Here is a 26,896-nt window from a genome sequence, read left to right on the forward strand (position 1 = left end):
GCGTCTGCATCGGCATCGGCGTCTGCGTCTGCATCAGCGTCGGCATCCGCGTCGGCGTCTGCATCAGCGTCAGCATCGGCATCCGCGTCGGCATCGGCATCAGCGTCTGCGTCGGCATCAGCGTCAGCATCAGCGTCTGCATCGGCGTCGGCATCCGCATCCGCGTCGGCATCGGCATCCGCATCAGCATCAGCATCCGCGTCGGCATCAGCATCTGCGTCGGCATCAGCATCGGCGTCGGCGTCGGCGTCTGCATCCGCATCAGCATCGGCGTCAGCGTCTGCATCTGCATCAGCATCTGCATCGGCATCTGCGTCCGCATCAGCATCAGCATCAGCATCAGCGTCTGCGTCGGCATCGGCATCCGCGTCGGCATCAGCGTCGGCATCGGCATCTGCATCGGCATCAGCATCCGCGTCGGCGTCTGCGTCGGCATCTGCGTCGGCATCCGCGTCTGCGTCTGCATCAGCATCGGCATCAGCGTCAGCATCCGCATCGGCGTCGGCATCCGCATCAGCGTCAGCATCCGCATCAGCGTCAGCATCCGCATCAGCATCCGCATCTGCGTCAGCATCCGCATCCGCATCCGCATCAGCATCCGCATCCGCATCCGCGTCAGCATCCGCATCCGCGTCGGCGTCGGCGTCGGCGTCTGCATCAGCATCCGCATCAGCATCCGCGTCGGCGTCTGCGTCAGCGTCTGCGTCTGCGTCTGCATCAGCGTCTGCGTCTGCGTCAGCATCAGCGTCGGCGTCTGCATCTGCGTCAGCATCTGCGTCGGCATCAGCGTCTGCGTCAGCATCGGCATCGGCGTCTGCATCGGCGTCTGCATCGGCGTCTGCATCGGCATCAGCATCCGCGTCTGCGTCGGCATCCGCATCCGCATCCGCATCGGCGTCTGCATCGGCGTCAGCGTCAGCATCTGCGTCGGCGTCGGCGTCGGCGTCGGCATCAGCATCGGCGTCTGCGTCGGCATCCGCATCAGCGTCTGCGTCAGCATCGGCGTCTGCATCAGCATCCGCATCAGCGTCGGCGTCTGCATCCGCATCAGCGTCGGCATCAGCATCAGCGTCAGCATCACCGTCACCATCATCAGGATCTACGGGTCCCTTACCGCCCGAGCCACCGGAGGAATGACTGGATGCCATTGCAACACCCGTCAAGCCAGCCAGCAGCAGGCCAAGGACCCACGGTGGAGGTGTGCTAGTGCCAGCGGCAGCAGCGCACACAGTTTCGGAAACAACAGGAGCCGTATTTGCAAATACGGCATCCTGGGCGGAGATTTCTACCAGCTCTCCGCTGCTGTTGAGCCACCACAGTTGGCAGGCTGAATCTTCCAGAACCAGCTCGCTATGTTCGCCGTCTGGGTTTTCGTTGAAGAAACCTTGCAAGGTGACCTGTTGACCATTGGCCATCACCAGGACAAGGTTATTTCCTTGGCGGGTAATACTGACAATATCGCCAGGACTCGCGTTCAATTTGACGAGATGAGGGGTGGCCAGCACTTGATCCGCTAATTGCGTCTCCAGTACTGGCTTTCCCGCTCCCGATCGTTCTGCTAGGATCATTTTCATGAATAGCCCAACCTTTTAATAATAAAAATGGCCACAAGGCCCCTCTTCACAACGGTTAATTCAAGGCAGGCACATTGAATCCAGCGCTCAACAATCCCTGGGAGTAAGCGCACTCAATCTGCGAAGCTTTCAAATCCAACTCACTGTTCAACACCTCGACACGGGCCTGGTGGTATTCCTGTTCGGCATTCAATAAGTCGACCAGTGAACGCGTACCTAAATCCAAATACTGTTTTCTGTACAAGTCTTTCGTGCCGCTAATGTTCACGACACGATTGGCCAGCAGCGCCTTGCGACGCTCCAGCCCTTGATAACGATTGACTTGATCGGCCAGGCGCTGCTCCACCTGCAGGCGGACTTGAGACTTTTCAGCGCTGGCAGCGCGCAAGGCGCCCGAGGCTGCGCGTTTACGCGCCGACAAGCCTCCCCCTTGATAAAAGGGCATGGAGAAATTCAGGCGTATGCCGGTCTCGACACGACTGCCATAGAGCGGGGTCGCGTTCAAAGCGCGGGAGGCATTGGCTTGTAAAGAGAGGGTTGGCCATTCTTCAGAACTGGCCAGATCGACATCAGCCACCGCTTCTTCGGCAGCCATATCCACCATCACCACTTCTGGAACACGCGCCCAGTTAATGCGGGAGATCGTGCAGCTTTGATTGAGCTCGAGAGGGAACTGCGCCAAGGACACGGCGCTAACGTCAGGAAGTTGTGCAAGTAGTGCAATTTCCTGCAACCATTTGCGATATTCTGCATCGACGTTCAATACCAGCGCCTGGACGGAATCCAGGCGGGAGCGCGCTTGTAAAACGTCGGACAGGTTGCTGGCACCTTTTTCGTGGCGCTGCTCGACCAAGCGGGTTAGCTGCTCTACTTCCTGGACGTGCGCTTGGGCCAGATCCAGAAAACCCTGATAACGCACCGCTTCCAGTACCGCGTTGGACGCTTCGCGAACCAATTGCTCGACAACCAAATCCGTTCTGGCTTGGGCTTTCAGTTCCCCGAACTCGGCTTTTTTGACTGAATTGGCGGTTTTGCCGAAGTCGTAAAGTAGCTGTTGTACGTTCAAGTCCAGGCTTTGCAGGGCCTTTTCGTCATAGCGACCGGAACGGTACTTTTCATAGCTACTTGAAACACCTCCGCTAACTTGCGGGTAGTAATGAGCCTTGGCAACATCAATCATCTCGCGTGCGCTTGCTTCGTAACCCATGGCACTTTCCCGCCCGGGGTGACGCGCAAGGACGCGGTCGACAACGTACTGAATACTCAAGGGTGCGTCATGATCGGCTTGTTCCAGAACTGAATTTTCCTGAAGCCGTTCAAGCATCGTTTGTGCCTTGCTCGATGTGGCAAGAACAGCCATAGCCAACACGATCCCCACTGTTTTTGTTCTAGTCATAAGGCACCCAAGCAAGTGACTTTTTGTATCCTCAGCGGAGGGACAAAAAGCCGCACATTCAACACAAACGCACTCTCAAGAGGTAGAATCACCGAACGCAGGGCGCAAAAAAGCCACCTGCCTATCCAAAAAGCAAGCAATGCAAAACTGTCATTTACCTGGATTGCGCGCTACCTCCGACACGCCTCACACAAAGAAGCAGACGCAGCACAACGCGTTCTTATCGAGAGAATCGATTTTGTGACAAAAGAATAAGCTATCGCATGAAATTAGCGTTTTTGTGTAAAAAAGCGTATTTCCGGTTAGTTTTCTGTTCAGGAAGAATATTACGACAAGATCTTGTCGCTATCAAGCGATTACTTGGCGCAATTGAAAATAATTGACAAGAACATGAAGAAAAAGACGCAGAATTGTAAATTAAAACCGTTGGGGCCCCTTACCACCACAACTTTTGGGCAGACCAGACCACAAGCATATGGAAAATGAATTTAAAGACTTCTCGGACCGGATAAATCTAGCCATCGCCCGTGCAGGCGGAGCCAAGAACTTGGCGGACAAAATGGGAATGTCCACTTCTGTACTGCGAAGCTGGCGCTCTGGAAACTCCGACCCATCCCGATCCAGCCTGGTCAAAATGGCTCAGGCCAGCAACTTGTCTGTCAGCTGGCTGGCCTCGGGAGAAGGCAACCCATCCCCCTCGGAACCCTCTTCAACCTTGGTTGATCTGGACATCCTGGAAGAGATCATCGCCAAGACCCAACAACTATTCCAAGGTCAAAACGTGAACTTGAAGCCAGAAGCCGAGGCACGCATCATCCGCTTGGTCTATGAGTTCTACTTGCGCCAGGGGCAACAAATGGATGAAGCCAGTTTGAATAATCTGATTGAATTGGCTTCATTTCGATAAAAACACACCAGAATACTCAGGCTGGGACCGGGAGCCGCCTGCGAAATGACTTCGCTTGAATACGAAAGTCATAGGCAACTTCATGCCTGGCGATAACCCAGCCTGTTATTCACTCCCCTTCTTTAAAACGATCAGGGTTTGCTCACGACTCAAAAAACAAATTCTGGCTAACGAGCAGAAAACACATAACCTACGCCCCATACAGAACGAATGGGCAAACGCTCGCCGTGCTGCGACACCTTACGTTTCAAGCGGCTAATGACGACATCAATGTAGCGGCTAGGTGTTTGATCCCCTTCCTTTTCGCTCAACAGTTTTTCCCGTGCAACAGGCTCAGGGCTTTCAGCCAGCAGTATTCGCAGTACGCGTCGCTCCGCCCCTGTCAAGGTAATGGCATGCCGTTGTGGTGTCATCAAGCGCCACCCGTCCTCCAGCAAGTCCCAGCCGAACACAGGCTCATGACCGATTCCGTTCGACCGGCTTTCTGAAAGCGCGATCGACAGGGACTTGTCGTTTACATCCGAATACTTGGCTCTCAGAGCCAGCTCCCGCCTGCGCAAGGCCTGGATACTAGCCAGCACTTCCATACTGTGAGTTCGTTCATCAAAACAGATATCTGCGCCAGCCAATAGCAAGAGGCTGCTATGTTCAGGAGTCAGCGTTCCCTCAAAGCGCAGGACCACCAAACCCATTGCGGGAGACTGAGCCCGCAAGCGCCCCACATCCCTGAGCAGATCCTCATTCGAAGAGTGCAACATGATCAGCTCACCTGCATCGCTCTGTTCATCGTGAGTGAATGACACCGCACTTTGTACTGTAAGCACTTGCACTGGTATGCCCCACAAGGCCAAATCATCGATCAGCTTTTGTATCAAATCGCCGTTATCGAATAACAGCACGATTCTCTCTGTTTTCAACAGTACCAAGCCTCCCTCTCCCCAAAACCGTGGCTATCATTGCCCTGTAGGCCTGCACGCGTTCATGCGGCTTTGCCCGGCGCTCACCAACGTCTTTTTTTGTGTTTCTTACTCACCCAAGACCTGGCGCGCCTACAGCCGATCTGTTAGCAAGGCCACTCTGTCTTTCTGCTCCTGGCCCTCAAGGCCCGATGCGCATCCCTTCCGTGACGCGCCCCACTCAGCATAAGCACAAAATCTTGCCGAAACAGTCAAGTTCTTAAAACAAAAGTAAGAAAACCACATCATTTACATTTTTTATGCAAATTCTTGTGTAGTTAACTTGGTTTTCTGTTCAAATTGAATAATAAGGCAAGTATATATCACCATCAAGCACTATCTTGGCCAAATAACCAATAACGACAAGAACATGCAATCTCTGGAGGTGGCAATGTATTTCAAACACTCAGTAAAGCGATTAAGCCAGGCCGGTCAAAATAGCGTAGAGGAAAGCTTCCTGAACTTCCCGGAACGAATCAAACTAGCGATTGAGCAGGCAGGGGGAGCACAGAAGCTGGCAGAAAAAGTTGGTGTGTCTCAGCTGATACTACAAGGCTGGCAATCAGGGAAAACAGAGCCATCTCGACTGGCTTTGATTAAGTTGGCAAACGCCTCCAAGCTGCCCATTCAGTGGCTGGCTTGCGGCGATGACAGGCTTGGTAAGCTCGCTTCTCCCCAAACAAATCCCAGCGTGGTGGACATGGACTCCCTGGAAGAGATCATTCTAAAAATCCGGCGGCTGTTTGTGCAGCAAAAGCTCAGCCTTCGTTCTCGAGCTGAGGCCCAAGCGATTCGTCTTGTGTACGAGTTCTATCTGCTTCAAGGACGCCAAATGGATGATGCCAGCCTGAACAGTTTGATTGATCGCCTGACGCCTCAGTAAAGGTCTGCTCACGAAATAAAGCACCTAAGTACAAGCCAATAAGCGGGTGCCCATTCGTCTTTTATTGATTCAACTCCAAGTCTTCCTGTATTGGCGGGCGTTTAACCTGCCCGCCCTGCAAGATACTGCTTTCAAAAAGCATCGTTATGTTCCATCTGTATCAAATTCCATTCTCCGTTCGCCACATGAGTTCTTATTTATATAAGCCTGAAGGTTTCAGGTCTGAACGAAAGAAACGTGAGCTTAAGAAGCGAAATTCATACAAATCTCTCTAGTGGGAGATAAGCATAAACCCTAGGAAAAGTTATAGGCTTCAGTTTTATCCGAGCAGAAAATTGAAGTATCAGGGATCTGATGAGATGCAGAAAAGGAAAGATGAGGTTTAATGAAAACCTGACTTTAAACGCCTTAGCCATTGTTTTTATGTATAGATACCAGGCGGAAATCGAGTCATTTTTTTTGAGCAGTTTAGTGTAGTCAGAGAGCGGACCCAGACCAGGCGCCCAACGACACATAAGGGATTGAGCTAAAGCTTACTGTCCAGTGTTAAACGACATTGCAAACAGGCCCCAGCCCCCTTAGACACACGTTTCCAGTTACTTCGCATCTGCAGATGCAAAAAAGCCTGCAGAATATGCAGGCTTTTTCTTTTACAGCATCCCTAGTTGCAAGCGGGCTGATTCGCTCATGCGCTCCCGGCTCCATGGTGGGTCCCAAACCAGGTCCACCACCGCCTTTTCCACGCCCTGGATGGTCTCCAGCTTGTAGCGGGCCTCGTCGGCAATCATCGTACCCATACCGCAACCCGGAGCCGTCAACGTCATTTCCATGGTGATGGAAAAGGTTTCAGGCCCGGTCTGTTTCACGTGACAGGCATACACCAGCCCCAGGTTCACGATGTCCACCGGAATCTCCGGATCATAAACGCTAGCCAGCACAATCCAGGCGGCGTCTTCAATGGTTTTTTCGCTCAGGGGCAGCTCGGGTACAAAAACCTCGGGCTTGTCCTGGGACTCAAAACCCAGCGCATCGGCATCGACACCTTCAATCCGGTACAGGTTGCCCTCTACCATCACGGTATAGCTGCCACCCAGCTTCTGGGTAATCGTTGCTGTACAACCCGCCTCGATCGTAACGGGAGCACCGTAAGGGATACTGACAGCCGGACAATCCCGGCTGACCAGCACATCATGTCGTTCAAAGTAGCTCATGGCTTGTTTGCGCCTTTATTCGGTTTGCGCGGTTTCTTTGGCCTGATTGATGGCGTTATGCAGGGTATGCCAGGCCAGAGTGGCACATTTAACCCGTGCGGGGAATTCACGCACACCAGATAACACTTCCAGCTTGCCCAGATCTCGATCGGGATGGGCCTCTGTCAACATGGCGTGCATATCTTGAAAAAGAGACTCAAACTCGGCCAGACTCAGGCCTTTTACGGCTTCGGTCATCAAGGATGCCGACGCTTTGGAAATAGCACAGCCATGCCCCACAAAGCTGACTTTCTGCACAATGCCGTCTTCAACCACGGCGTACACAGCCAGTTGATCCCCGCACAGAGGATTGTGGCCATTGGCAAAATGACTGGCGTTTTCTATTACTTCAAAGTTACGCGGGCTACGGTTGTGGTCAAAAATGACCTCTTGGTAGAGCTCGCGCAGCCCGTTGAAATCCTGGCTCATTTAGCCAACTCCAAATAGTTTTTGAGCTTTGCGCAGGCTGCCCAGCAAAGCGTCAATATCAGCGTAATCGTTGTACAAGGCAAAAGAGGCACGAACCGTACCGGGAATGCCAAAGCGCGTCATCAAGGGCATGGCACAGTGGTGACCGGCACGCACGGCAACACCGTCCATATCCAGAATGGTGCCCAGATCGTGCGGATGAATGCCGTCGACCAGGAAGGACACGATGCCTGCCTTGTGTGCGGCCGTACCGATAATGCGAATACCAGGCATGGCCAGCAAGGCCTCGGTGGCGTAATCCAGCAGCAGCGCTTCGTGATCAGCAATACGCTGCATGCCTATGCCCATCACATAATCGATGGCGGCAGCCATGGTAATGGCGCCAGCGATATTGGGTGTACCTGCCTCAAAACGCTGTGGTACAGGCGCGTAATTACTTTGCTCGAAGCTGACCGTGGTGATCATGTCACCGCCGCCCATCCAGGGCGACATGCTGTCCAGAATCTCGTAACGCACGTACAAGGCCCCCATACCTGTGGGGCCGTACAGCTTGTGTGCCGAGAAAGTGTAGAAGTCCGCATCCAGAGCCTGTACGTCCACCACACCGTGGGGAACGGATTGGGCACCATCCACCAGCACCTTGGCGCCGACGGCATGCGCCTGACGGATCATTTCAGCAACGGGGTTGATCGTGCCCAGGGCATTGGATACATGGACCAAGCCCAGCAAACGGGTTTTCTCGTTCAGCAGTTGCTTGAACGCTTCCTGATCCAGATCGCCGTTGTCCAGCACAGGCACCACGCGAATGACCGCGCCCGTGCGTTGAGCCACAAGCTGCCAAGGCACGATATTGGAGTGATGCTCCAGGCCTGTCAGCAGGATTTCATCACCCGCCTTCAGGTTGTCCATGCCCCAGCTATAGGCCACCAGGTTGATGGACTCTGTGGTGCCACGCGTAAATACAATTTCTTCGTCGCGCGCGGCATTCAGAAATGCCCGCACTGTACTTCTGGCCTGATCGTACAGCTCAGTAGCATGCTGAGACAGCCAATGCACACCACGGTGGATATTGGCATTGGACTGCTCATAGAATCGCGCCTCGGCTTCAATAACCGAGCGCGGCTTTTGCGTCGTCGCGCCATTGTCCAGATAGGACAGGCGTTGGCCCCGGATAGGGCGAGCCAGGATAGGAAAATCCGCGCGGTGATTCAGCAAACCAGCAGCAGTTACGGGCATAGGCGCATTCATGCAAGCTCTCCAAGGGCAAGACCGCCAGGCAACAAAGCGTTGATACCGACCGTGGCACGGCTACGCAGGCTCTCGGAAGCAATGCGTTCCAGGGACTGGGCCGCAAATGCGTAGATCAGCATATTGCGTGCATCTTCCATGGTCATGCCGCGCGAACGCAGATAGAACAGACTGTCTGCATCCAGCTGACCCACCGTGGCGCCGTGTGCACACTTGACGTCATCAGCGTAGATTTCCAGCTCGGGGCGGGAGTCCGCACGGGCCATCTTGGACAAGAGCAGGCTGTCCGAGCGCTGTACCGAATCCGTACCATCCGCGCCCTTGCCGACCAATACACGACCGCTGAATACACCACGGGCGGTGTCGGCCAGAATACCGCGGTAAAACTCACGGCTTTGGCAGTTGGGCTGAGCGTGATCAATGATGGTGTTGTGGTCGACGTGACGGCGGCCGTCTACAAAGTACAAACCATTGAACAAGGTTTCGCAGCGCTCGCCATTGAAGACGGTAGCAATGTCGTTACGGGCAATACGGGCACCGAAGGACAGGGAGTGCGAATTGAATACCGAGCCACGACCTTGCTGCACATCGATTGCAGCCAGGTGGAAGTCTTGCAGCGCTTCCTGCTGCAACTTCATATGCGTCAGGTTGGCATCAGGCGCCACGTTCAGGCGAGTCACGACGCTGCTCAAGGAAGCATCCGTTCCTTCCTGACCTACATAGTGTTCAACCACCGTTGCGCTGGCACCAGACTCCAGAGAAATCAGGTTACGCGTGAAGCTGGCGCTGCCACCTTGGGTGCGCACAAAAACCAGATGAACAGGCTGCTCCAGATGCTTGCCAGCAGCAATGTGCAAGGCAGCGCCATCCTGGGCCAAAGCCAGGTTCAAGGCGGCGGTCGAGGCGCCCAGGGACTCGTCCCCGTAAGCCTGCTGCAACCAGTCTGCATCTTGTTCCAGACAGGTACTGAGCGCGGACAAACGCACGCCTGCTGGCAACTCGTTCAGGTGCGACAAGGCCGCATCGTAGTGACCATCCACAAAGACCAGAAAGTACCCGTCTTCTTGCTGGCGTACCGACGCCACCAGTTCTGCGGCCGAAGCCGACTTCTGAGGCGCAAAGCTTTGTTGTTCCAGTAAAGCCAAAGAGGTGTGATGCCAGGCTTCAATACGCGTAGTTGGCCAGCCTTCTTGTGCGAAACGATCCAGCGCGCGCTGACGCACAGCGCTTAGCCATGGCAGGCCGGCTCCAGGTGCTTGTGCAGCCTGAGCGGCAAAGCTGTTGACCCAATCCGGCAGACTCATACCGCAGCTCCCTTGGCTTTTTGTTCGGCGGCTGCTTGTTCCAGCACCCAGCCGTAGCCACGCTCTTCCAGTTCCAGAGCCAATTCACGGCCACCGGAACGAATGATCTTGCCACCGGCCAACACGTGCACAAAGTCAGGCACGATGTAGTCCAGCAGACGTTGGTAGTGAGTGATCACCAGCAAGGAACGCTCGGGGGAACGCAGACGGTTCACGCCGTCGGCAACCACGCGCAAAGCGTCAATATCCAGACCGGAGTCGGTTTCGTCCAGAATGGCCAGCTTGGGCTCCAGCAGGCTCATTTGCAGAACTTCGTTGCGTTTCTTTTCGCCGCCGGAAAAGCCTTCGTTCACGGAGCGGTACAGAAACTCTTCACGCATGCCAACCGTCTTCATTTCCTCTTTGACGCGCTTGAGGAAGTCCATGGCGTCCAGCTCGGGCAAGCCCTGATGACGACGCACGGCGTTCACGGAAGCACGCAGGAAGTAGGCGTTGGACACACCGGGAATTTCGATGGGGTACTGGAATGCCAGGAACAGACCGGAACGGGCGCGGTCTTCAATCTTCATTTCCAGCAGGTCCTGCCCCAGCCAATCAACCGAACCACCTTCCACGGTGTAGTCTTCACGACCAGCCAGAACCTGGGACAAGGTGCTCTTGCCCGAGCCGTTCGGGCCCATGATGGCGTGGACTTCACCGGGTTTGATTTCCAGGTTCAGGCCTTTAAGGATAGGTTTATCTTCAACCGAAGCGCGCAAATCTTTAATCGTCAGCATTTCATTATTCTCCTTAACCTACACTGCCTTCCAAGCTGACGCCGAGCAAATTCTGTGCTTCGACCGCAAACTCCATGGGCAATTCTTTAATCACTTCTTTACAAAAGCCGTTCACGATCATGGAGACGGCATCTTCGGCAGTCAGGCCGCGCTGCATGGCGTAAAAGAGCTGGTCCTCGCCAATGCGCGAAGCAGTTGCTTCGTGTTCCACACTGGCGCTGGGGTTCTGCACTTCCATCGTGGGGAAGGTGTGTGCAGCGCAGCGCTTGCCAATCAGCAGCGAATCACACTGGGTGTAATTGCGGGCATTTTCTGCCTTGGGGGTAATACGAACCAGGCCGCGATAGGTGTTAATACCTTGGCCAGCCGAAATCCCCTTGGAGATAATCGTGCTGCGGGTATTGCGACCCATATGAATCATTTTGGTGCCGGTATCGGCTTGCTGGCGGTGGTTGCTCAGAGCAACCGAGTAGAACTCGCCTTGGGAGTCGTCGCCGCGCAGCACCACACTGGGGTATTTCCAGGTAATGGCCGAGCCGGTTTCAACCTGCGTCCAGGAGATGTGCGAACGTGCGCCACGGCATTCGCCGCGCTTGGTGACGAAGTTGTAAATACCGCCTACGCCGTCCTTGTCGCCGGGGTACCAGTTTTGTACGGTGGAGTACTTGATTTTGGCGTCGTCCAACGCGACCAGTTCCACGACCGCTGCGTGCAATTGGTTTTCATCGCGCATCGGCGCCGTACAGCCTTCCAGGTAGCTGACCGAAGCGCCCTCTTCCGCAATGATCAAGGTGCGCTCGAACTGGCCGGTGTCACGGGCGTTGATACGGAAGTAAGTGGACAGCTCCATCGGGCAGCGTACGCCTTTGGGGATGAACACAAAGGAGCCATCGGAGAACACAGCCGAGTTCAGTGCAGCGTAGAAGTTGTCGCTAGGCGGAACCACCGTACCCAGGTACTTTTTCACCAGTTCCGGATATTCACGCACGGCCTCGGAAAAGGAACAGAAGATCACGCCCACTTCTTCCAGCTCTTTGCGGAAGGTGGTGGCAACCGAGACCGAGTCAAACACGGCGTCAACGGCCACACCGGCCAGACGAGCGCGTTCGTGCAAGGGCACACCCAGTTTTTCATAGGTGCGCAGCAATTCAGGATCCACCTCGTCCAGGCTCTTGGGGCCGTCGGCCTTGCTCTTGGGCGCGGAGTAGTAGCTGATGTCCTGGAAGTCGATAGGTGGATATTCCACAATCGACCACTTGGGATACTTCATGGTCAGCCACTGGCGGTAAGCAGCCAGGCGCCATTCCAGCATGAACTCCGGTTCGCGTTTTTTCGCGGACAGGAAACGGATGACGTCTTCGTTCAAACCTTTCGGTATGGTTTCAGACTCGATGTCGGTGACAAAGCCTGCCTCGTAATCACGATCGAGGAAGGTGTCCAGATGTTCGTTGACGGTACTCATTCGGTTAACTCCACGTTGGAGGTGTTCGCCTTGTTTCTGTTTTTCAATTCGGGACCCGGCTTGTGTGTCAGGGGAAATTCGTTAACGGGCACGCGTATCATGTCTGCAACACTGACCTCTTCGAGGGTGCGCCGGACAATATCGTTGATACGTTGCCAATTACTGCGTATATGGCAATCTGACTCCACGGAACAGGCTCCAGGAGTAGCTACACATTCAGTCAAGCCAAAGGGTTGATCTTCCAGTGCATCAATAATCTGCGCTACACTAATCTGTTTGGCGGGGCGGCCCAACACATACCCTCCGCGTGCGCCTCGGCTGCTGATTACCAGCTCGTGCTGGCCCAGCAGTTTAAGCACCTTGCTGACAGTTGGTTGGCCCAAACCCAGGATGGCGGCCAAGTCAGACGCACTGAACACACGGTCTGGATCGCCAGCCATGTGTGTCAGCACCAAAGTGCCGTAATCAATGATTTTACTGATTCGCAGCATTCCTTCTCTCTGAACAGGTCGTAGAGCCATATAGTACCGCTTTGGTACTATATGGTCAAATTATCCCTCCAGACTTTGCTGGATATTCCACATACGGGCATAGGCGCCATCCAGGGCTAAAAGCTCGCTGTGTGTGCCCTGCTCCACGATCTGTCCGCGCTCCAGAACCAGAATCAAATCCGCGTCCGTAATCGTGGAAAGACGGTGAGCAATGATCAAGGTGGTGCGGTCACGGGCAATCTCGTTCAACTCCGCCTGAATCGCCCGTTCCGTGCGCGTATCCAGCGCACTGGTGGCTTCATCCAGAATCAGCACCGGCGGGTTCTTCAGCAAGGTACGGGCAATGGCCACACGCTGTTTTTCGCCCCCGGACAACTTCAAGCCACGTTCGCCCACGACGGTCTCGTAACCATCGGGCAAGCTTTCGATGAAGTCATGAATACTGGCGGCACGGGCCGCAGCCACGATTTGCTCTTTGCTGGCCTCGGGACGGCCATAGGCAATATTGTGCAAAATCGTATCGTTGAACAGGACGGTGTCCTGGGGAACGATACCGATATGACGGCGCAAGCTCTCCTGCGTCCATTCGCGCAGCTCACGGTCATTGAACAGGATGCGGCCTTCCGTCACATCGTAGAAACGGAACAAAAGGCGCGACAAGGTGGACTTACCCGCGCCCGACGAGCCCACAACCGCTACAGTCTTGCCTGCGGGAATCTCGAAACTCAGGTTCTGGATGACTTTGCGGCGGCTGTCGTAGGCAAAGCTGACGTTCTCGAAACGAACACCTGCCTGCTCACAGGACAAGACCTGGGCATTCGGCGCATCTTTCACCTCTTGCTTGCGACGCAGCAAGGAAAACAGGCGCTCCATATCGGCCAGGGAATTCTTGATCTCGCGGTACACAAAGCCCAAAAAGTTCAAAGGCGCATAAAGCTGGGTCAGAAAGGCAGACACCAGTACAACATCACCTACAGTCATGGTCCCGGCCAACACACCTTGCGCCGACATGAACAGCAAGGCCGTCACCCCGACACTGATAATCGAAGCCTGGCCAATATTGAGCAGATTCAAGGAGACCTGATTACGCACGGCAGCCTGGACCCATTTGCCCATATTCTGGTCATAGCGATTGATCTCGTAGTCCTCGTTACCAAAGTATTTGACTGTCTCGTAGTTGAGCAAGGCATCAATCGCGCGGGAATTAGCGCGACTGTCCAAGTCATTCATGGCTCGTCGATAACGCATGCGCCGCTCGGTCACCAGCAAGGTAAACACAATATAGGCAGCAATCGTCCCCAAGGTCACCGCCGCAAAGGCCCAGTCGTAACGCCAGAGCAAGATGCCACAGACCAGTGCAATTTCCAGCAAGGTAGGCAGGATATTAAAGACCAGGAAATTCAGCAGAAAGCTGACACCTTTGGTGCCCCGTTCAATATCCCGGCTCAAACCACCCGTCTGCCGTTCGGTATGAAAGCGCAAGGACAGATCCAGCAAGTGCCGAAAGACGTGGTTCGCAATCAGGCGCACCGAGCCTTGCGTGACTCGGGCAAACAAGGCATCTCGTATTTCCCCAAAAGCGCTGGAGGCCAGACGTACGGCGCCATAGCCCAACAAGGCCGCCACCGGCAGCATCAGCGCGGTAGCGGGCAGGCTCAGCGCATCGATTACCTGCTTCAGGTAGATCGGCATCATCACTGTGGCGACTTTTGCCAGCAGCAAACAGGACAAGGCCAAGACCACGCGAGTCTTGAATCGCCAAACGTAAGGAAATAAGGATTTCAGGGTGCTCAGACCACCGGAGACACCATCAAGCACTTCAGGACGAGGAGGCACACGCAATAGGTCCGTGTCCATCAGCACAAAGCCGAAGAACCACGGACAGCTTAAAAATAAGTTGCAGCACAAAGCTGAAATCAAGGCAGGACAAGCGCAAACGCTTTCCACTGGCAGGTAGGCCCCTGCTATGTCCTTGATGCGAATACAGAAATGAGGCTCTTTGCCTAAGTAAAGATCAACAACACTCAGGCAGCGCATAACTAATAAGTATAGCCTTTTGCACTGCTCATCCCTGCCAAGACCCTGCCGTCGGCGTGCTTGTTTGGCTGATTATTGGCCTGCAAACCACAGTCGTGAAAGCAATGGCCCCCACCACAAAGCATTCCGTGCTGAAAATCAGGAAATTCACGTCTAGCCACTGCAAAGAAAATGCTGGCAATCCAGCACTTTGTTACCTTCAAGCCTTCAGCGAAAGGCATACAATACCTGCTTGTCTGAAACAGGTGCGGACAGAATGAAAACAGCGCCTGATACCGGACATCTGGCTCATGAATCCCTTTACCGTGCAAAATCCATCCATGCCGTCTTCTTCTTTTTCGTATTCTTCTTCCCTGGATCAGTTAGCCGCACAAGACAGCCAGGCGCTGGATGTGCTGTACGATCAGGAAGCACCCTTGATGCTGGCTTTGGGCCAGGCCGTATTGGGCCGCCGCATCGATGCCGAAGAGGTTCTGCGCGATAGCTTTGTCTTGCTGTGGAAGAACGCTGCCGGCTATGACCCCGATTTGGGCGAGGGGCGCGCCTGGATTTACAGCATTCTGCGCTTCAGGCTGCTGGCTCGCCTGCGCCAACGCACGCAAAGCGGCGACAACAATTACGCCCTTCCCGCCATCCAACCACAAGCCGGTCAGCGTTTCATCCCTGCCCTGGGCAAGCTGGACGGCACCAGTCAACGCGCCATGATCCATGCTTATCTGCATGGCAATAGCTACGAGCAACTGGGCCCTCAACTAAACCGCTCCCCCGCCCAATTGCGCGCGGTGGTTCAGCATGGCTTGCAGCAGCTCACTCCCCTGATCAATGAAGGCAATGCCAACGATCCGCGCCATGCGGTGATGATTGGCGAATACACCTTGGGCCTGCTCAGTCAGCACGAACTGGCTCAAGCTCATACTCTGATGCAGCAGAACGATCAGGCTGCGCGTCTGGCTTTGGCTTGGGAACAAGCCTGGCTGGAACTGGTGGATTGCCTGACCCCAACATTGCCTGCGCCCACTAGCCTGGCTCACATTCACCATACCTTGGGCTTGCCGCCACCCGCTGCACGCCGACAGGCTGGCAGCACAGCCGCTGCCACGGAAGCAACATCCAAACCGGAAAGCACCAGCCCCAATGCGAATGCTCCCGCCAGCAAGCCGGAACGCCAGGAACCGAGCATCAAGACCAGCGCTCCTGCAGACAGCACGACTAAAGTAGAAGCTGCCACCCGCACGGAACCTCGCTGGTCCGCCAACAGTTCGAACGACAAGGCCGACGATCACACGCCGCCCTTCCCCACCTTGTTACGAGCAGACTCCGACCCAGCCACGAAGGCCGCTGCTCTCACCCCCGAGCCAGCGCCGGCTGCCCCGAGCAAAGTGGCCGACAAGAAAAAACCCACTAAAAGCGAGCCTGAACCTGTCGCGGTAGAGAAGAAACGCAAACCCGAAGCTGTCGAAGGAGAACGCCAGTCTCGTGGTTTTGCCATGCCCCTGCCGATTTTATTGGGCGGTTTGGCAGCGGTCGTGATTCTGGGTCTGGTGATTGCCTTGCTCATGAACATGAATTCAGAGCCACCCATCAACGTCATAGAAATGAAGCCACGTCAGGCGGCCATCCTGCAAGCCCCTGGCCAATCCTCTACTCCGGCCTGGATTGCAACGGTGGACCCACAAGGCAATGTCCTGCTGGTACCCAAGGTCAGCACTGAAGTCAAAGCAACTCAGTCGGTACAGCTATGGACACACACCCCACGCGGCACACAAATTCGTTCATTGGGTTTGATTGATCCCAATCGCCCCATCACCGTTCCTGCAGCCTTGATAGGCACCGTGGAAGATGAGCAGATTTTTGAAATGACACTGGAAACGGAAGGTGGCTCCAATAGCGGTGCACCGGAAGGCCCCGTTCTGTATATTGGCCGCATCGTCAGTTTCGGGCAGCTGGATAACCTGCCCAAGCCCAATACCGAAGTTAACTCGTCGGCAACCCGCTCTTGAAAGCGGCATCCAGCCGTTCCAGCTCGTCGATTTCCTCGACAGTGAAGCCCGCCTCCAGGCGGGCTTCGCGATTAAAGGGGCCGCGCAAACGCGGTGCACGATAGCGCTGCGCCAACTCGCCATAGGTGTCAAAATCAGGCAGACCTTGCTCCTGACACACTTTGCGATACCAGTAATTCCCCAAGGCCACGTGCCCGACTTCATCGCGCAAGATGATGGCAATAATCGCAGCGGCTTTTTCATCACCGGCGTCCAGCAGCTTCCGGTGCACCAGGGGGCAAGCATCCAGGCCTCGCGCTTCCAGAGTACGGGGCACCAAAGCCATACGCGCCAGCAGATCAAAGCGCGTTCGCTCTGCCATCTCCCACAAGCCATCATGGACAGGCAAGTCCCCATAGCGGACACCCAGCGTTTGAAGATGGTTGCCAAGCAGTTCAAAATGCAACGCCTCCTCCACCGCCACCTGCAACCAACCTGCATAGAATGCGTCGGGTAACCCGGGATAACGCCACAGCACATCCAAAGCCAGATTGATGGCATTGAATTCAATATGCGCCAAGGAATGCAATAAGGCTGCTCGCCCCTGGATAGTCCGCACCGAACGTTTAGGCACCTGCTGAGGGCTCACAAAACGCAAACCCTCGGGCCGTCCAGGCACGCCTGGCGGCTCCTCCAAATGTTCATCCGCCCCTACGGGCAAGCCATGTGCAATCGCTCGTACCGCTGCCAGCTTGGCAGCCGGTTCTTGCACTAACAAGGCCTTTAAAGCCTGACGACGCAAGTTCACTGCTTATCCCTTCCATGAAAAAAGGCCGGCCCCAAGGCCGACCTTCATTCCTGCTGAACAATCCCGGTTTACTGGGCCGAGCCCGGATCCGTCATCGCCAAGGCTTGATCCAGCATCGCCTGGATCTGGCCCAGATTGGTGCGCAAGGCCTGCATCTCCTGACCGGTCAGTCGCACAGCGGCTTCCTGATCAAAAGGCATATCCGGACCATCGCCCAGACGATTGCGCGCACCACTGATCGTAAAGCCTTCGTCGTACAGCAAGCCGCGAATCCGGCGTATCAGCAGCACCTCATGGTGCTGGTAATAACGTCGGTTACCGCGTCGCTTGACGGGCTTTAACTGCGTAAACTCCTGCTCCCAATAACGCAGGACGTGGGGCTTGACCAAGCAAAGCTCACTGACTTCACCGATTGTGAAATAACGCTTGGCAGGGATAGGTGGCAAGGTCGCCGTCTTTTCGTTTGTGCTCATGGCCACTGATGCTCATCGACAATAGGAGTGATTTTACACGTTCAGTCAGGCAAAACTGTACGCAAACGTACCAAGGCTCAGTCCTGGTCATCCTCAGGCGCCACCGGCGCCCCTTCGACTACACTTTTGAGCTTCTGACTGGCATGGAAAGTCACCACTCGGCGGGCCGAGATAGGGATCACTTCGCCAGTCTTGGGGTTACGGCCAGGACGCGGGGGTTTGTCCCGTACCTGGAAATTACCGAAACCGGACAGCTTGACCTCTACGCCATCGGCCAAAGAATCGCGGATCTCGGCAAAGAAGGTATCCACAATATCTTTGGCTTCACGTTTATTCAAGCCAACACGCTCAAACAAGAGTTCGGCCAAATCCGCCTTGGTCAAAGTACGCTCTACGTTCATTGTGTCTCCTTATGCCCTTGCCCGTGCGCCATGCGCGGATACCAGTGCCGCCAACAATACCTCCAGGCATTGCTCCACGCGTTCATCATCCAGCGTGCTTGCGCTGTCTTGCAGCCAGAAACGAATCGCCAGACTCTTTTCCGATGCATCGTTCTTGTCGCGCCAGACGTCAAACAACTGAATGTCCTTGACGATGGCTGCTTGTGCTGCCGTGCTACGCACCTGGTTCAATGTATCCAGCACAGCTTGATAGGATACGTCCTTATCCAGCCAAACTGCCAGATCTCGTTGCACCACAGGCTGCTTGGATACTTCCTGAGCATGCACTACGTCGTCGTGAGAGATGGCATCTACATCTACCTCAAAGACCACGGGTGCCTGATTCAGGCCAAATTCGCTCAACCACTGAGGATGGATTTCACCAATCCAACCTATGGTTTTACCATCCAGCTTCACACTGGCGCTACGGCCTGGATGCAAGGCGGGGTGAGCCTCAGGCTCGAAACGAACTTGAGCAGCACGTTGGCCCAACAAGGTTTCCAGATCGCGCTTGACATCAAAAAAGTCAACCAGACGATCAGGCTGACCCCACTGCTCAGTCACAACAGGCCCCCAGGCAGCGGCCGCAATGCGGTTGGGCTGATGAATACCCGCCACAGTCAAAGGACCGTTTTCTTGGGAAGCATCGCGCATGAAGACACGGCCGAACTCGAACACACGCACGCGCGACTGACGACGGTTGGCGTTGCGTTCAATATTGGCCAGCAGACCCGGAATCAGGCTGCTACGCATCACCGCCAACTGGCTGGCAATGGGGTTCAGCAAACGGATAGGATCAGCCTGCCCATTAATGTCTTTTTCCCAGGACTCCTGCACAAAGGAAAAGTTGATCACTTCCTGATAGTCCTGGGCAGCCAGCACAGCGCGCAAGGCGTGCGGGCCACGCAAGGACTCGACCGGCACACGCATTTGCGCGGCGGCGACCGGAGGCAGGTCAGGAATATTTTCAAAACCGTAAATACGGGCCACTTCCTCGATCAGGTCTTCTTCAATCGTCAAATCGAAACGGAAGCTGGGAGGGTTGACCGTAAAGACACCGTCAGCCACCGAGAAGTCCAGGCCCAGCAAGGTGAAGATGCTTTCAACCTGCTTTTGATCCAGAGGAATACCCAGAACACGGCGGCAGCGATCCAGGCGCATGGCCACTGGCTTGCGCTCGGGCAAGGCCACAACCTGATCATCCATAGGACCGGCCTTGCCACCGCAGATTTCCAGAATCAATGCTGTGGTGCGTTCCAGATGCTGGGTAATGGAGTCGAAGTCCACGCCACGCTCGAAGCGGTGGCTGGCATCGGAAGAAAACTTGTAGCGACGGGCACGGCCCATGATGGCTTCTGGCCACCAGAAAGCCCCTTCCAGATACACATCCGTCGTGTCCAGCGTGACGGCACTTTGTTCGCCGCCCATGATACCGGCCATGCTTTGCGGTACATCGTTAACCGCGATCACGCCAACATCGGTATCCAGCTCGACGTTCAAACCGCTCAGCAGCTCCAGTTGTTCGCCTTTACGTGCCCAACGCACTTCCAGACCAGACTGTACGTGCTGCAAATCGAACACGTGCGTAGGACGGCCCAGTTCCAGCATGACGTAATTGGAGATGTCCACCAAAGCAGAGATCGAACGCTGGCCGCTGCGCTCCAGACGGGTTTTCATCCAGTCCGGGGTTTTGGCACGCGCATTGACGCCACGAATCACACGGCCGGCAAAACGGCCGCACAGATCAGCGTCTTTCACGGTAACGGAAACGCGATCTTCAATCGTGACAGGAACAGGTGTGAAGTCTGGCAGTGTCAGTGGTTCGCCCGTCAGAGCGGCCACTTCACGCGCCACACCCAGCACGGACAGGCAGTCCGCACGGTTAGGCGTCAATTTCAATTCGATAATCTGGTCGTCCAGATCCAGCAGTTCACGCAGGCTTTGGCCTACCGGCGCGTCTGCATCCAGTACCAGCAAACCATCGTGATCTTGCGACAGCCCCAGTTCGCGACCCGAGCACAACATGCCGGCGGACTCCACGCCACGCATTTTGACCGGGCCAATTTTCATGCCACCGGGCAGTTCTGCACCAACACGGGCGACCGGGATCTTGATGCCTTGAGCCGCATTGGGCGCACCGCACACAATCTGCAGCAGCTTGCCCGAGCCGTCATCGACCTGGCATACGCGCAGGCGGTCAGCGTCGGGATGAGGGGCAATCTCGGCAACAAAGCCAACGACAACATTCTCGAACGCTGGCGCGGCGGCTTGAATTTCTTCAACCTCCAGGCCAGCCATCGTCAATTGATGACCCAGTTCTTCAGTTCCCAGTTTGGGATTCACAAAGCGGCGCAGCCACGATTCGGAAAATAGCATGATGCAAAGATGGAGACGTAAAACGGCGTATACCGGAACCGACCGGGCCTAAGAGGCCCAGCGGCGCGAAGTAGGAATCAACGATTGAACTGCTTCAGAAAGCGCAGATCGCCTTCAAAGAACTGGCGCAAATCGTTAACACCATAGCGCAACATAGTCAGGCGCTCCAGTCCGGAACCGAAGGCGAAACCGATGTAACGCTCTGGGTCCAAACCGAAATTGCGCACCACTTGCGGGTGAACCTGCCCGGAACCGGAGATCTCCAGCCAACGGCCCTTGTTGGGACCGGAGGAGAACATCATGTCAATCTCGGCGGATGGTTCGGTAAAGGGGAAGAAAGAAGGTCGAAAGCGTACGACCAGATCGTCGCTTTCAAAGAAGGCACGCAGAAAGTTCGTGTAAACGCCTTTCAGGTCAGCAAAGGAAATATCCTCGGCAATCCACAGCCCTTCCACCTGGTGGAACATGGGCGAGTGGGTGGCATCACTATCGACACGATAGGTACGGCCGGGGGCAATAACCTTGATAGGTGCCTGATTCATGCGGGCGTAACGCACCTGCATGGGGCTGGTGTGCGTGCGCAGCAAATAGGGCAAACCTTGCTCGTCGTTCATATCGATATAGAACGTGTCTTGCATCGAACGAGCGGGGTGATTCTCCGGATTATTCAGAGCGGTAAAATTTGTCCAGTCATTTTCGATTTCGGGGCCGTCAGCCACATCGAAACCGATAGAGCGGAAAATGGCTTCGACACGCTGCCAGGTCTGGATCACCGGGTGAATACCACCGGTGCCACGACCACGGCCGGGCAAAGTCACATCAATCTGTTCTTGAGCCAGTCGCTGGTTCAATTGTTCTGCCGCCAGGGCAGCACGACGATCGTTCAGCAGATCTTCAATTTCGCGCTTGAGCACATTGATGCTGGCACCTGCTGCTTTTTTCTGCTCCGGCTCCATCTGGGCAAGGCCTTTCATCAAGGCAGTGATGGCACCTTGTTTACCCAAAAATCGAGCTTTAGCGTTTTCCAGCGAGGCGGCGTCCTGAGACTGCTCAAATAAGGCCCGAGCCTGGGCAATCAGATCGTCGTGAGAGGAAGTCATGGCGTGTTACTTTCCAAAAACAAACGGAGCCTCAAAGGCCCCGTTTGTGAACTATACAGTCAGATACCGCTTAAGCAGCCAGAGCGTTCTTAGCCTGTGCAACAACAGCAGCAAAACCTGCCTTGTCTTTAACAGCCAAGTCAGCCAGAACCTTACGGTCCAAAGCGATGGAGGCTTTGTTCAGGCCGGCGATAAACTGGCTGTAGCTCATGCCCAGTTCGCGGCAAGCTGCGTTGATACGGGTAATCCACAGCGAGCGGAATACGCGTTTCTTGTTACGGCGGTCACGGTAGGCGTACTGACCTGCCTTCATGACAGCCTGTTTGGCTATACGGAATACATTACCGCGACGGCCGCGAAAACCTTTGGCCTGGGCAATTACTTTCTTATGGCGTGCGCGTGCGTTAACACCGCGTTTTACTCGTGACATGTTCGATTCTCCCTAATCAAGCGAAAGGCATCATTGCTTTTACGGAAGCGACGTCGGCTTTATGAACCTCGACGGCACCGCGCAACTGACGTTTGTTCTTGGTCGTCTTCTTGGTCAGAATGTGACGCTTGAACGCTTGGCCCCGCTTGATGGAACCGCTACCACGAACCACAAAGCGCTTGGAGGCGCTTTTTTTGGTTTTCATTTTAGGCATGAAATTACTCGACTAATTTGTGTCTGCGGGTGGTCGCCTAGGAAGCTGGCTGACACTTGTATGACCCAAAACAGGCACTTATTTTTTTCTTTGCCCGCCGCCAGAACAGATCCAAACAGGGGAAAAGCTCTTGATTATAGGGTGATTCTTGAAGGATTGTCCAGATATCAAAGGGATTTTTTGCAGTTGAACCGTTGTTGGCAGGCCATCAAGGAAAACAAGAAACGGTGCCCTCGGCCGGATGCGCGTCAGCGTCATGGCGCCTGTCGGCCCTTAGCTTGTCCGATCCTGCCACACCTGGCGACGTCCGCCTTCCTGTTGGCTCGGATTCACGGCAACTCAGGCCTGAACTGCAATGCTTCGGCAATATGCGGTCTGGCAATCTGATCTACTCCGGCCAGATCCGCAATTGTCCGCGCCACCCGCAAGACTCTACCCTGCACGCGCTCAGACCAATGCCAGCGTTTGCGTGCACTGGCCAGCAGTTGCAAGGCCTCCGCAGACAAACGCCCATACTCCTTCAAACTCGCTACCGATAGACGAGCGTTACGTACCGTCTGGCGTGCCAACTGCCTCTCGATCGCCTCCTGTACCCGCAGCCTGACCTGACTGGATGCCTGAGCGGCCTGATCACGCTCCGGATCGGACTCGCTTAAGGTCACCAAAAGATCAATTCTGTCCAGCATCGGCCCCGATAGGCGCTGCCGATACAGCTCTCGTTGAGCAGGAGAACATCGACACGCCCGATGGCGACTTGCCGCCCAGCCACAGGGACATGGATTCATGGCAGCCACAAATTGAAATTGTGCCGGGAAGACTGCTTGCTTCTGCGCACGAGAAATATGTACGCAGCCCTGCTCCAGAGGCTCTCGCAAGGCCTCCAGAGAGCGCCGGCTGAACTCGGGCAGCTCATCCAGAAACAGCACTCCATGATGCGCCAGCGAAACCTCCCCTGGCCTTGGGCGGCTTCCCCCGCCAATCAAGGCAGGAGTCGACACGCTATGATGCGGGGCGCGAAAAGGCGGTCGCCTGCTGAAAAAGTCCTGCTCTTGCACAAAGGAATACAAGGCGGCCACTTCCAGCTGAGCGTACCGATCCAGATCAGGCAATAAACCCGGCAGGCGTTGAGCGAGCATGGTTTTACCCACACCCGGCGAGCCATTCAACAAAAGGCTATGTCCACCAGCCGCAGCTACTTCCAAGGCACGACACGCCAAAGCTTGTCCCTGCACGTCCGACAAACAAAGCTGTTGAACATCATTCGGCTCTGCCCAAGGCTTGGCCAGCGCAGGTTCCAGTTCCTTGTCCCCTCGCAGATACCCCGCTGCCTCAGCCAGACTGGCAACCCCGCAGACCTGCAGATCAGGAACATGGGCGGCAACTTCAGCACTCTGCGCGGGCAAAAGCAAACAAAGTTCCGGATGCCGACGCGCCATACCCAAGGCGATCGTCAAGGCGCTTTGAACCGGAACCACGGCTCCGGTCAAAGACAGCTCTCCGGCCATGACGTAACGCTCCAGGCCTGTAATAGCCTGCTCACGCTGCTTGTCGTCTGGACGGCTAAGTTGGCCGCTGGCCAGCAAAATTGCCAAAGCCACGGGCAAATCAAAGCGCCCCGAATCCTTGGGCAAATCAGCAGGCGCCAGATTGATGGTCAGTCGGGCTGCAGGAAAGTCAAAACCACTGGCTTGCAAGGCGGCGCGTATGCGCTCCCGGCTTTCGCGAATACCGGCATCGGGCAAACCAACAATATGGAAGGCGGGTAATCCTGGAGCGACATGCGCCTCGACACGCACGTCTATAAAATCCAGGCCCGACAAAGCGCAGCTATTTAAAACGGCCAAGGACATATGCCCTTCTCCCTTTCCAAGGCAAACGTTCAGTCTGCCTGTCAGGAAAAAGAAGCTCCAGATATCTGCCTTAAAACATCACTGGGTACTTGTACGACACACAGGTCTTACTGAACCTGCACGCCCATGGAGCTGACCAGCTGGACGGCCTGCTCTACGGACAAACATGCGCCTTGGAAAGAGTTATTCAAGTCGTACAAGGTGATGCTGCCCAGTTCCACACTGCGAAGGTCTGCTCCCTTGAAGTTCACCCCTCTCAGGCTGGCGCCCCTCAAGCTGCCGCCTTCAAATACGGCATCCTGAAAATTGCAGCCGCCCAGATCGGCATCGGAGAAATCCAGTTGCACCAGATTTTGTTTACGGAAGTTAATCGCACGCAAGGTGGCACCGACCAGCTTGCATTCACGCAGACTCAAATCCAGACCACGGGTTTCGTTGAAGATGGCCCCGCTTAGTTTGGAGTCCTCGATGTGCATGGAAGCAATCTGGGCACGCACCCACTTGCTCAAGTGCAGATCACACACCCGAAAGCGCGCCGAACTTAAATCAGCCAGGCTGAAATCCACTTGTCCCAGCTTGCAGCGTTGCCAGACTGTGTCTTGCAGATGCGCCCGTGCAAAGCGGGTATTCAAAAAGCTGCAGCCCGAAAACTGCACACCGTCCAGTTCCAGACCCGACAGATCCTCATCATCAAAGGTGCAGTTCTCGAAATTCAAAGACTCATGCGAGGCGGCCAAAAGATCGACCAACTCATCTCTTGTGACCTGGACATTACTGGCGAGCATCTTGCTGCTTTCCCCTCAAAAAAAACAGAGCCAGCATTATCGAGCTGGCTCCTTCATGATCTGATTCAGACGACCCGACTCCGATCAGAGCAACGCTTAACGGCCATTTGGCAGAACCAATCGAGACAAGCACCAGGCAATGATCAAGCCCAAAACAGCAAAACCAACTGTCGCGATCCAGGCCCACTGCCATCCGCCCAAAACATGCACAACCGATGCCACAACAGGCGGCCCTACAAACTGCCCCAATGAAGAACATTGCTGCACCCAGCCCACCGAGGTTGAGGTGGTCTCTGGCGAGGGGGCTGCCGTGACTGCCAGGAAGAACAAGGTAGCGGGAATTAAGCCACCCACAATCGAAAACAGCAGGATGGCGACAAACTGAACCACCAAACTTTGTGTCAGCCCGAACGCAACGATAGCACACGCGATCATACCCAAATAGCCTGCTTGCAGCAGCCTATGGGGCGGAATACCCGCATGCAGACAACGCCCTGCGCCCAGATTTCCCACGACATTCCCGGCCGCAATCAGGGCCGTCAGCAAACCGGCGGTGCCGACTGCTATCTCTGCCTGGTTATAAATAGTGGGCATAAAACCGACGACCGCCGCCCACTGTGCGGCATACACACCGAAGGCCAAGGCCAGCAACCAAACCCGGCCGGAACTTAAAGTGGTGCGCAGCAGACTGGACCAGCGATGAGCGGAGGCATGCTGTGCTGCACTTCTGGTTTGAGTCTGAGAGTCTGGCGGCACCAGCAGAAAGGTCAGGACCATGAAAATGACCGTCAATATGCCCAGAACCACCCACAAGGTACGCCAGGAACCAACTGCCAACCAGGCAGCGCCAGCCCACAGCATCAAGACTGCCCCGGCAGGCATGTAACAGCCCCACAAGCCCATGACTCGGCTCAACCGCGCCGCATCAGTAATACGCTTGATCAAGGCCGGAATGGGCAGCACCACCATCAGAAAGCCACAGCCTTCTATCATGCGGCCCAGTAAAACCAGAGAACTGTGCTCAAACACGGAGCCAATCAGCGAGGCTAGGCTCAATATACCCAGCCCGATCAAGATACAGCGGCGCAGGCCGATTTTCTCGGAAATCAGGCCTATGCATAAGCCCAGCAACATGCCAGCCATCTGTACGCTGGCCAGCAGGAACCCGGATTGCACCAGGTCCATGCCTAATTCCCGCTGCATAAAAGGCAAAGCCGGGGGTACCTTCCACACATGCAGTGCGGCGCACACCCCGGTCAAGACAAGAAAAACAGCAATGAAAAAGGGGCTGGCCGATTGTGTGCCCCCAGGCCTGGTGACCGTATTCAAATGAAGTGATCAGCCTTGGCTGCCCTCTTGAGCAGAGGTATCGCCATCTTGAGGAACAGGAGTTTGACGCCCTTCCAGGGCTTGCAAACGTGTTTCCAGAGCCGCCACACGAGCCAGTGCGCGTTCCAGCATCAGCTTGTAGGTATCAAATTCTTCACGGGTGACCAGGTCCATACGATTGAAGGCCTGACCCATAAAGGCTTTTACATTGCGCTCAATATCGGCAGCCGGACTTTTGGCGATCAGCTCCGAGACGTTTTTTTGCAAATCTTCCAGCCACTCGCTACGATTAATCATGGTCCTCTCCTGAAAATATTGACACTACCAGCAGTATAGAAAAAGCGGGTGCCAAAGGCACCCGCTTTTTGCATCTGGCCAGACAATCAGCCGAATTATTCA

The 26,896-nt window shown here is 55.2% G+C and carries 26 protein-coding genes; 3 read left to right on the forward strand and 23 right to left on the reverse strand.

Annotated features, from left to right (window positions below; translation table 11 throughout):
- Together KOE80_RS07425 and KOE80_RS07430 are read right to left on the reverse strand one after the other, a co-directional pair.
- Nucleotides 1-1,574: BapA/Bap/LapF family prefix-like domain-containing protein (locus KOE80_RS07425; protein WP_226348793.1), on the reverse strand; the 1,574-nt coding region annotated here is incomplete at its 3' end.
- Between the two features lie 55 nt (nt 1,575-1,629).
- Nucleotides 1,630-2,898 carry a TolC family protein gene (locus tag KOE80_RS07430; RefSeq protein WP_170978542.1) on the reverse strand — a complete coding sequence of 423 codons (1,269 nt, stop codon included), beginning with the start codon at nt 2,896-2,898 and terminating at the stop codon, nt 1,630-1,632.
- 547 nt (nt 2,899-3,445) lie between these two features.
- Here KOE80_RS07430 and KOE80_RS07435 point away from each other — a divergent pair.
- Nucleotides 3,446-3,877 carry a helix-turn-helix domain-containing protein gene (locus KOE80_RS07435; protein WP_109089743.1) on the forward strand — a complete coding sequence of 144 codons (432 nt, stop codon included), beginning with the start codon at nt 3,446-3,448 and terminating at the stop codon, nt 3,875-3,877.
- 167 nt (nt 3,878-4,044) lie between these two features.
- On the opposite strand, the gene KOE80_RS07440 is transcribed toward KOE80_RS07435, so the two are convergent.
- The gene (locus tag KOE80_RS07440) at nt 4,045-4,776 is read right to left on the reverse strand and encodes a winged helix-turn-helix domain-containing protein (protein WP_226348794.1); all 732 of its coding nucleotides are present in this window, start codon (nt 4,774-4,776) and stop codon (nt 4,045-4,047) included.
- 427 nt (nt 4,777-5,203) lie between these two features.
- Between KOE80_RS07440 and KOE80_RS07445 the strand changes: the two genes are divergently transcribed.
- Nucleotides 5,204-5,716, forward strand: a complete 513-nt coding sequence (locus KOE80_RS07445; protein ID WP_226348795.1) for a helix-turn-helix domain-containing protein — start codon at nt 5,204-5,206, stop codon at nt 5,714-5,716.
- Between the two features lie 650 nt (nt 5,717-6,366).
- Here the strand turns inward: KOE80_RS07445 and sufT are convergent.
- The 9 genes from sufT to KOE80_RS07490 form a co-directional block, all read right to left on the reverse strand.
- Nucleotides 6,367-6,927, reverse strand: coding sequence for a putative Fe-S cluster assembly protein SufT (gene sufT, locus KOE80_RS07450; RefSeq protein ID WP_226348796.1), 561 nt, complete (start codon nt 6,925-6,927; stop codon nt 6,367-6,369).
- Nucleotides 6,928-6,942: 15 nt separating this feature from the next.
- On the reverse strand, nt 6,943-7,395 hold the full coding sequence (sufU, locus tag KOE80_RS07455; RefSeq protein WP_009454366.1) for a Fe-S cluster assembly sulfur transfer protein SufU: 453 nt from the start codon (nt 7,393-7,395) through the stop codon (nt 6,943-6,945).
- Nucleotides 7,396-8,643, reverse strand: a complete 1,248-nt coding sequence (locus KOE80_RS07460; RefSeq protein ID WP_226348797.1) for a cysteine desulfurase — start codon at nt 8,641-8,643, stop codon at nt 7,396-7,398. It lies immediately after the preceding gene.
- Nucleotides 8,640-9,947, reverse strand: coding sequence for a Fe-S cluster assembly protein SufD (gene sufD, locus KOE80_RS07465; RefSeq protein ID WP_226348798.1), 1,308 nt, complete (start codon nt 9,945-9,947; stop codon nt 8,640-8,642). The genes KOE80_RS07460 and sufD overlap by 4 nt, the downstream gene beginning before the upstream one ends.
- Complete coding sequence (sufC, locus tag KOE80_RS07470; protein WP_009454372.1) at nt 9,944-10,723, reverse strand: Fe-S cluster assembly ATPase SufC; 780 nt, start codon at nt 10,721-10,723, stop codon at nt 9,944-9,946. The genes sufD and sufC overlap by 4 nt, the downstream gene beginning before the upstream one ends.
- 13 nt (nt 10,724-10,736) lie before the next feature.
- Complete coding sequence (sufB, locus tag KOE80_RS07475; RefSeq protein WP_009454374.1) at nt 10,737-12,185, reverse strand: Fe-S cluster assembly protein SufB; 1,449 nt, start codon at nt 12,183-12,185, stop codon at nt 10,737-10,739.
- Nucleotides 12,182-12,676, reverse strand: a complete 495-nt coding sequence (locus KOE80_RS07480) for an SUF system Fe-S cluster assembly regulator (protein WP_003800349.1) — start codon at nt 12,674-12,676, stop codon at nt 12,182-12,184. The genes sufB and KOE80_RS07480 overlap by 4 nt, the downstream gene beginning before the upstream one ends.
- A 60-nt stretch (nt 12,677-12,736) precedes the next feature.
- Nucleotides 12,737-14,533, reverse strand: coding sequence for an ABCB family ABC transporter ATP-binding protein/permease (locus tag KOE80_RS07485; RefSeq protein ID WP_226348799.1), 1,797 nt, complete (start codon nt 14,531-14,533; stop codon nt 12,737-12,739).
- A gap of 182 nt (nt 14,534-14,715) precedes the next feature.
- A complete protein-coding gene (locus tag KOE80_RS07490) occupies nt 14,716-14,934 on the reverse strand; it encodes a hypothetical protein (RefSeq protein WP_226348800.1) in 219 nt (72 codons plus the stop codon).
- A 69-nt stretch (nt 14,935-15,003) separates the two neighbouring features.
- Between KOE80_RS07490 and KOE80_RS07495 the strand changes: the two genes are divergently transcribed.
- Nucleotides 15,004-16,713, forward strand: a complete 1,710-nt coding sequence (locus KOE80_RS07495; protein ID WP_226348801.1) for an anti-sigma factor domain-containing protein — start codon at nt 15,004-15,006, stop codon at nt 16,711-16,713.
- Here KOE80_RS07495 and KOE80_RS07500 read toward each other — a convergent pair.
- The 11 genes from KOE80_RS07500 to KOE80_RS07550 form a co-directional block, all read right to left on the reverse strand.
- Nucleotides 16,688-17,500 (reverse strand): ferritin-like domain-containing protein, encoded by an 813-nt coding sequence (locus tag KOE80_RS07500; RefSeq protein WP_063692780.1) that lies wholly within the window; start codon nt 17,498-17,500, stop codon nt 16,688-16,690. The genes KOE80_RS07495 and KOE80_RS07500 overlap by 26 nt on opposite strands.
- Before the next feature lie 68 nt (nt 17,501-17,568).
- On the reverse strand, nt 17,569-17,973 hold the full coding sequence (locus tag KOE80_RS07505; RefSeq protein ID WP_003800357.1) for a MerR family transcriptional regulator: 405 nt from the start codon (nt 17,971-17,973) through the stop codon (nt 17,569-17,571).
- Nucleotides 17,974-18,050: 77 nt separating this feature from the next.
- A complete protein-coding gene (locus KOE80_RS07510; RefSeq protein WP_009454385.1) occupies nt 18,051-18,374 on the reverse strand; it encodes an integration host factor subunit alpha in 324 nt (107 codons plus the stop codon).
- 9 nt (nt 18,375-18,383) lie between these two features.
- Nucleotides 18,384-20,789: a phenylalanine--tRNA ligase subunit beta gene (pheT, locus tag KOE80_RS07515; protein WP_226348802.1), complete on the reverse strand. Its 2,406-nt coding sequence runs from the start codon at nt 20,787-20,789 to the stop codon at nt 18,384-18,386.
- 77 nt (nt 20,790-20,866) lie between these two features.
- Entirely contained in the window at nt 20,867-21,889 is a 1,023-nt protein-coding gene (gene pheS, locus KOE80_RS07520; protein ID WP_003800363.1) for a phenylalanine--tRNA ligase subunit alpha, read from the reverse strand.
- 70 nt (nt 21,890-21,959) lie between these two features.
- Nucleotides 21,960-22,319 carry a 50S ribosomal protein L20 gene (gene rplT, locus KOE80_RS07525; RefSeq protein ID WP_226348803.1) on the reverse strand — a complete coding sequence of 120 codons (360 nt, stop codon included), beginning with the start codon at nt 22,317-22,319 and terminating at the stop codon, nt 21,960-21,962.
- Between the two features lie 16 nt (nt 22,320-22,335).
- Nucleotides 22,336-22,533: a 50S ribosomal protein L35 gene (gene rpmI, locus KOE80_RS07530; RefSeq protein WP_003800367.1), complete on the reverse strand. Its 198-nt coding sequence runs from the start codon at nt 22,531-22,533 to the stop codon at nt 22,336-22,338.
- A 329-nt stretch (nt 22,534-22,862) separates the two neighbouring features.
- Entirely contained in the window at nt 22,863-24,383 is a 1,521-nt protein-coding gene (locus KOE80_RS07535; protein ID WP_125304339.1) for a YifB family Mg chelatase-like AAA ATPase, read from the reverse strand.
- 107 nt (nt 24,384-24,490) lie between these two features.
- Nucleotides 24,491-25,168: a pentapeptide repeat-containing protein gene (locus tag KOE80_RS07540; protein WP_226348804.1), complete on the reverse strand. Its 678-nt coding sequence runs from the start codon at nt 25,166-25,168 to the stop codon at nt 24,491-24,493.
- A gap of 96 nt (nt 25,169-25,264) precedes the next feature.
- On the reverse strand, nt 25,265-26,419 hold the full coding sequence (locus tag KOE80_RS07545) for a CynX/NimT family MFS transporter (RefSeq protein WP_226348893.1): 1,155 nt from the start codon (nt 26,417-26,419) through the stop codon (nt 25,265-25,267).
- 87 nt (nt 26,420-26,506) lie between these two features.
- Nucleotides 26,507-26,794 carry an accessory factor UbiK family protein gene (locus KOE80_RS07550; protein WP_009454398.1) on the reverse strand — a complete coding sequence of 96 codons (288 nt, stop codon included), beginning with the start codon at nt 26,792-26,794 and terminating at the stop codon, nt 26,507-26,509.
- Nucleotides 26,795-26,896: the final 102 nt, after the last annotated feature.

Origin of the sequence: Alcaligenes sp. 13f, from assembly GCF_020496585.1 — a bacterium.
GTDB classification, from domain to species: Bacteria; Pseudomonadota; Gammaproteobacteria; order Burkholderiales; family Burkholderiaceae_B; genus Alcaligenes; species Alcaligenes phenolicus.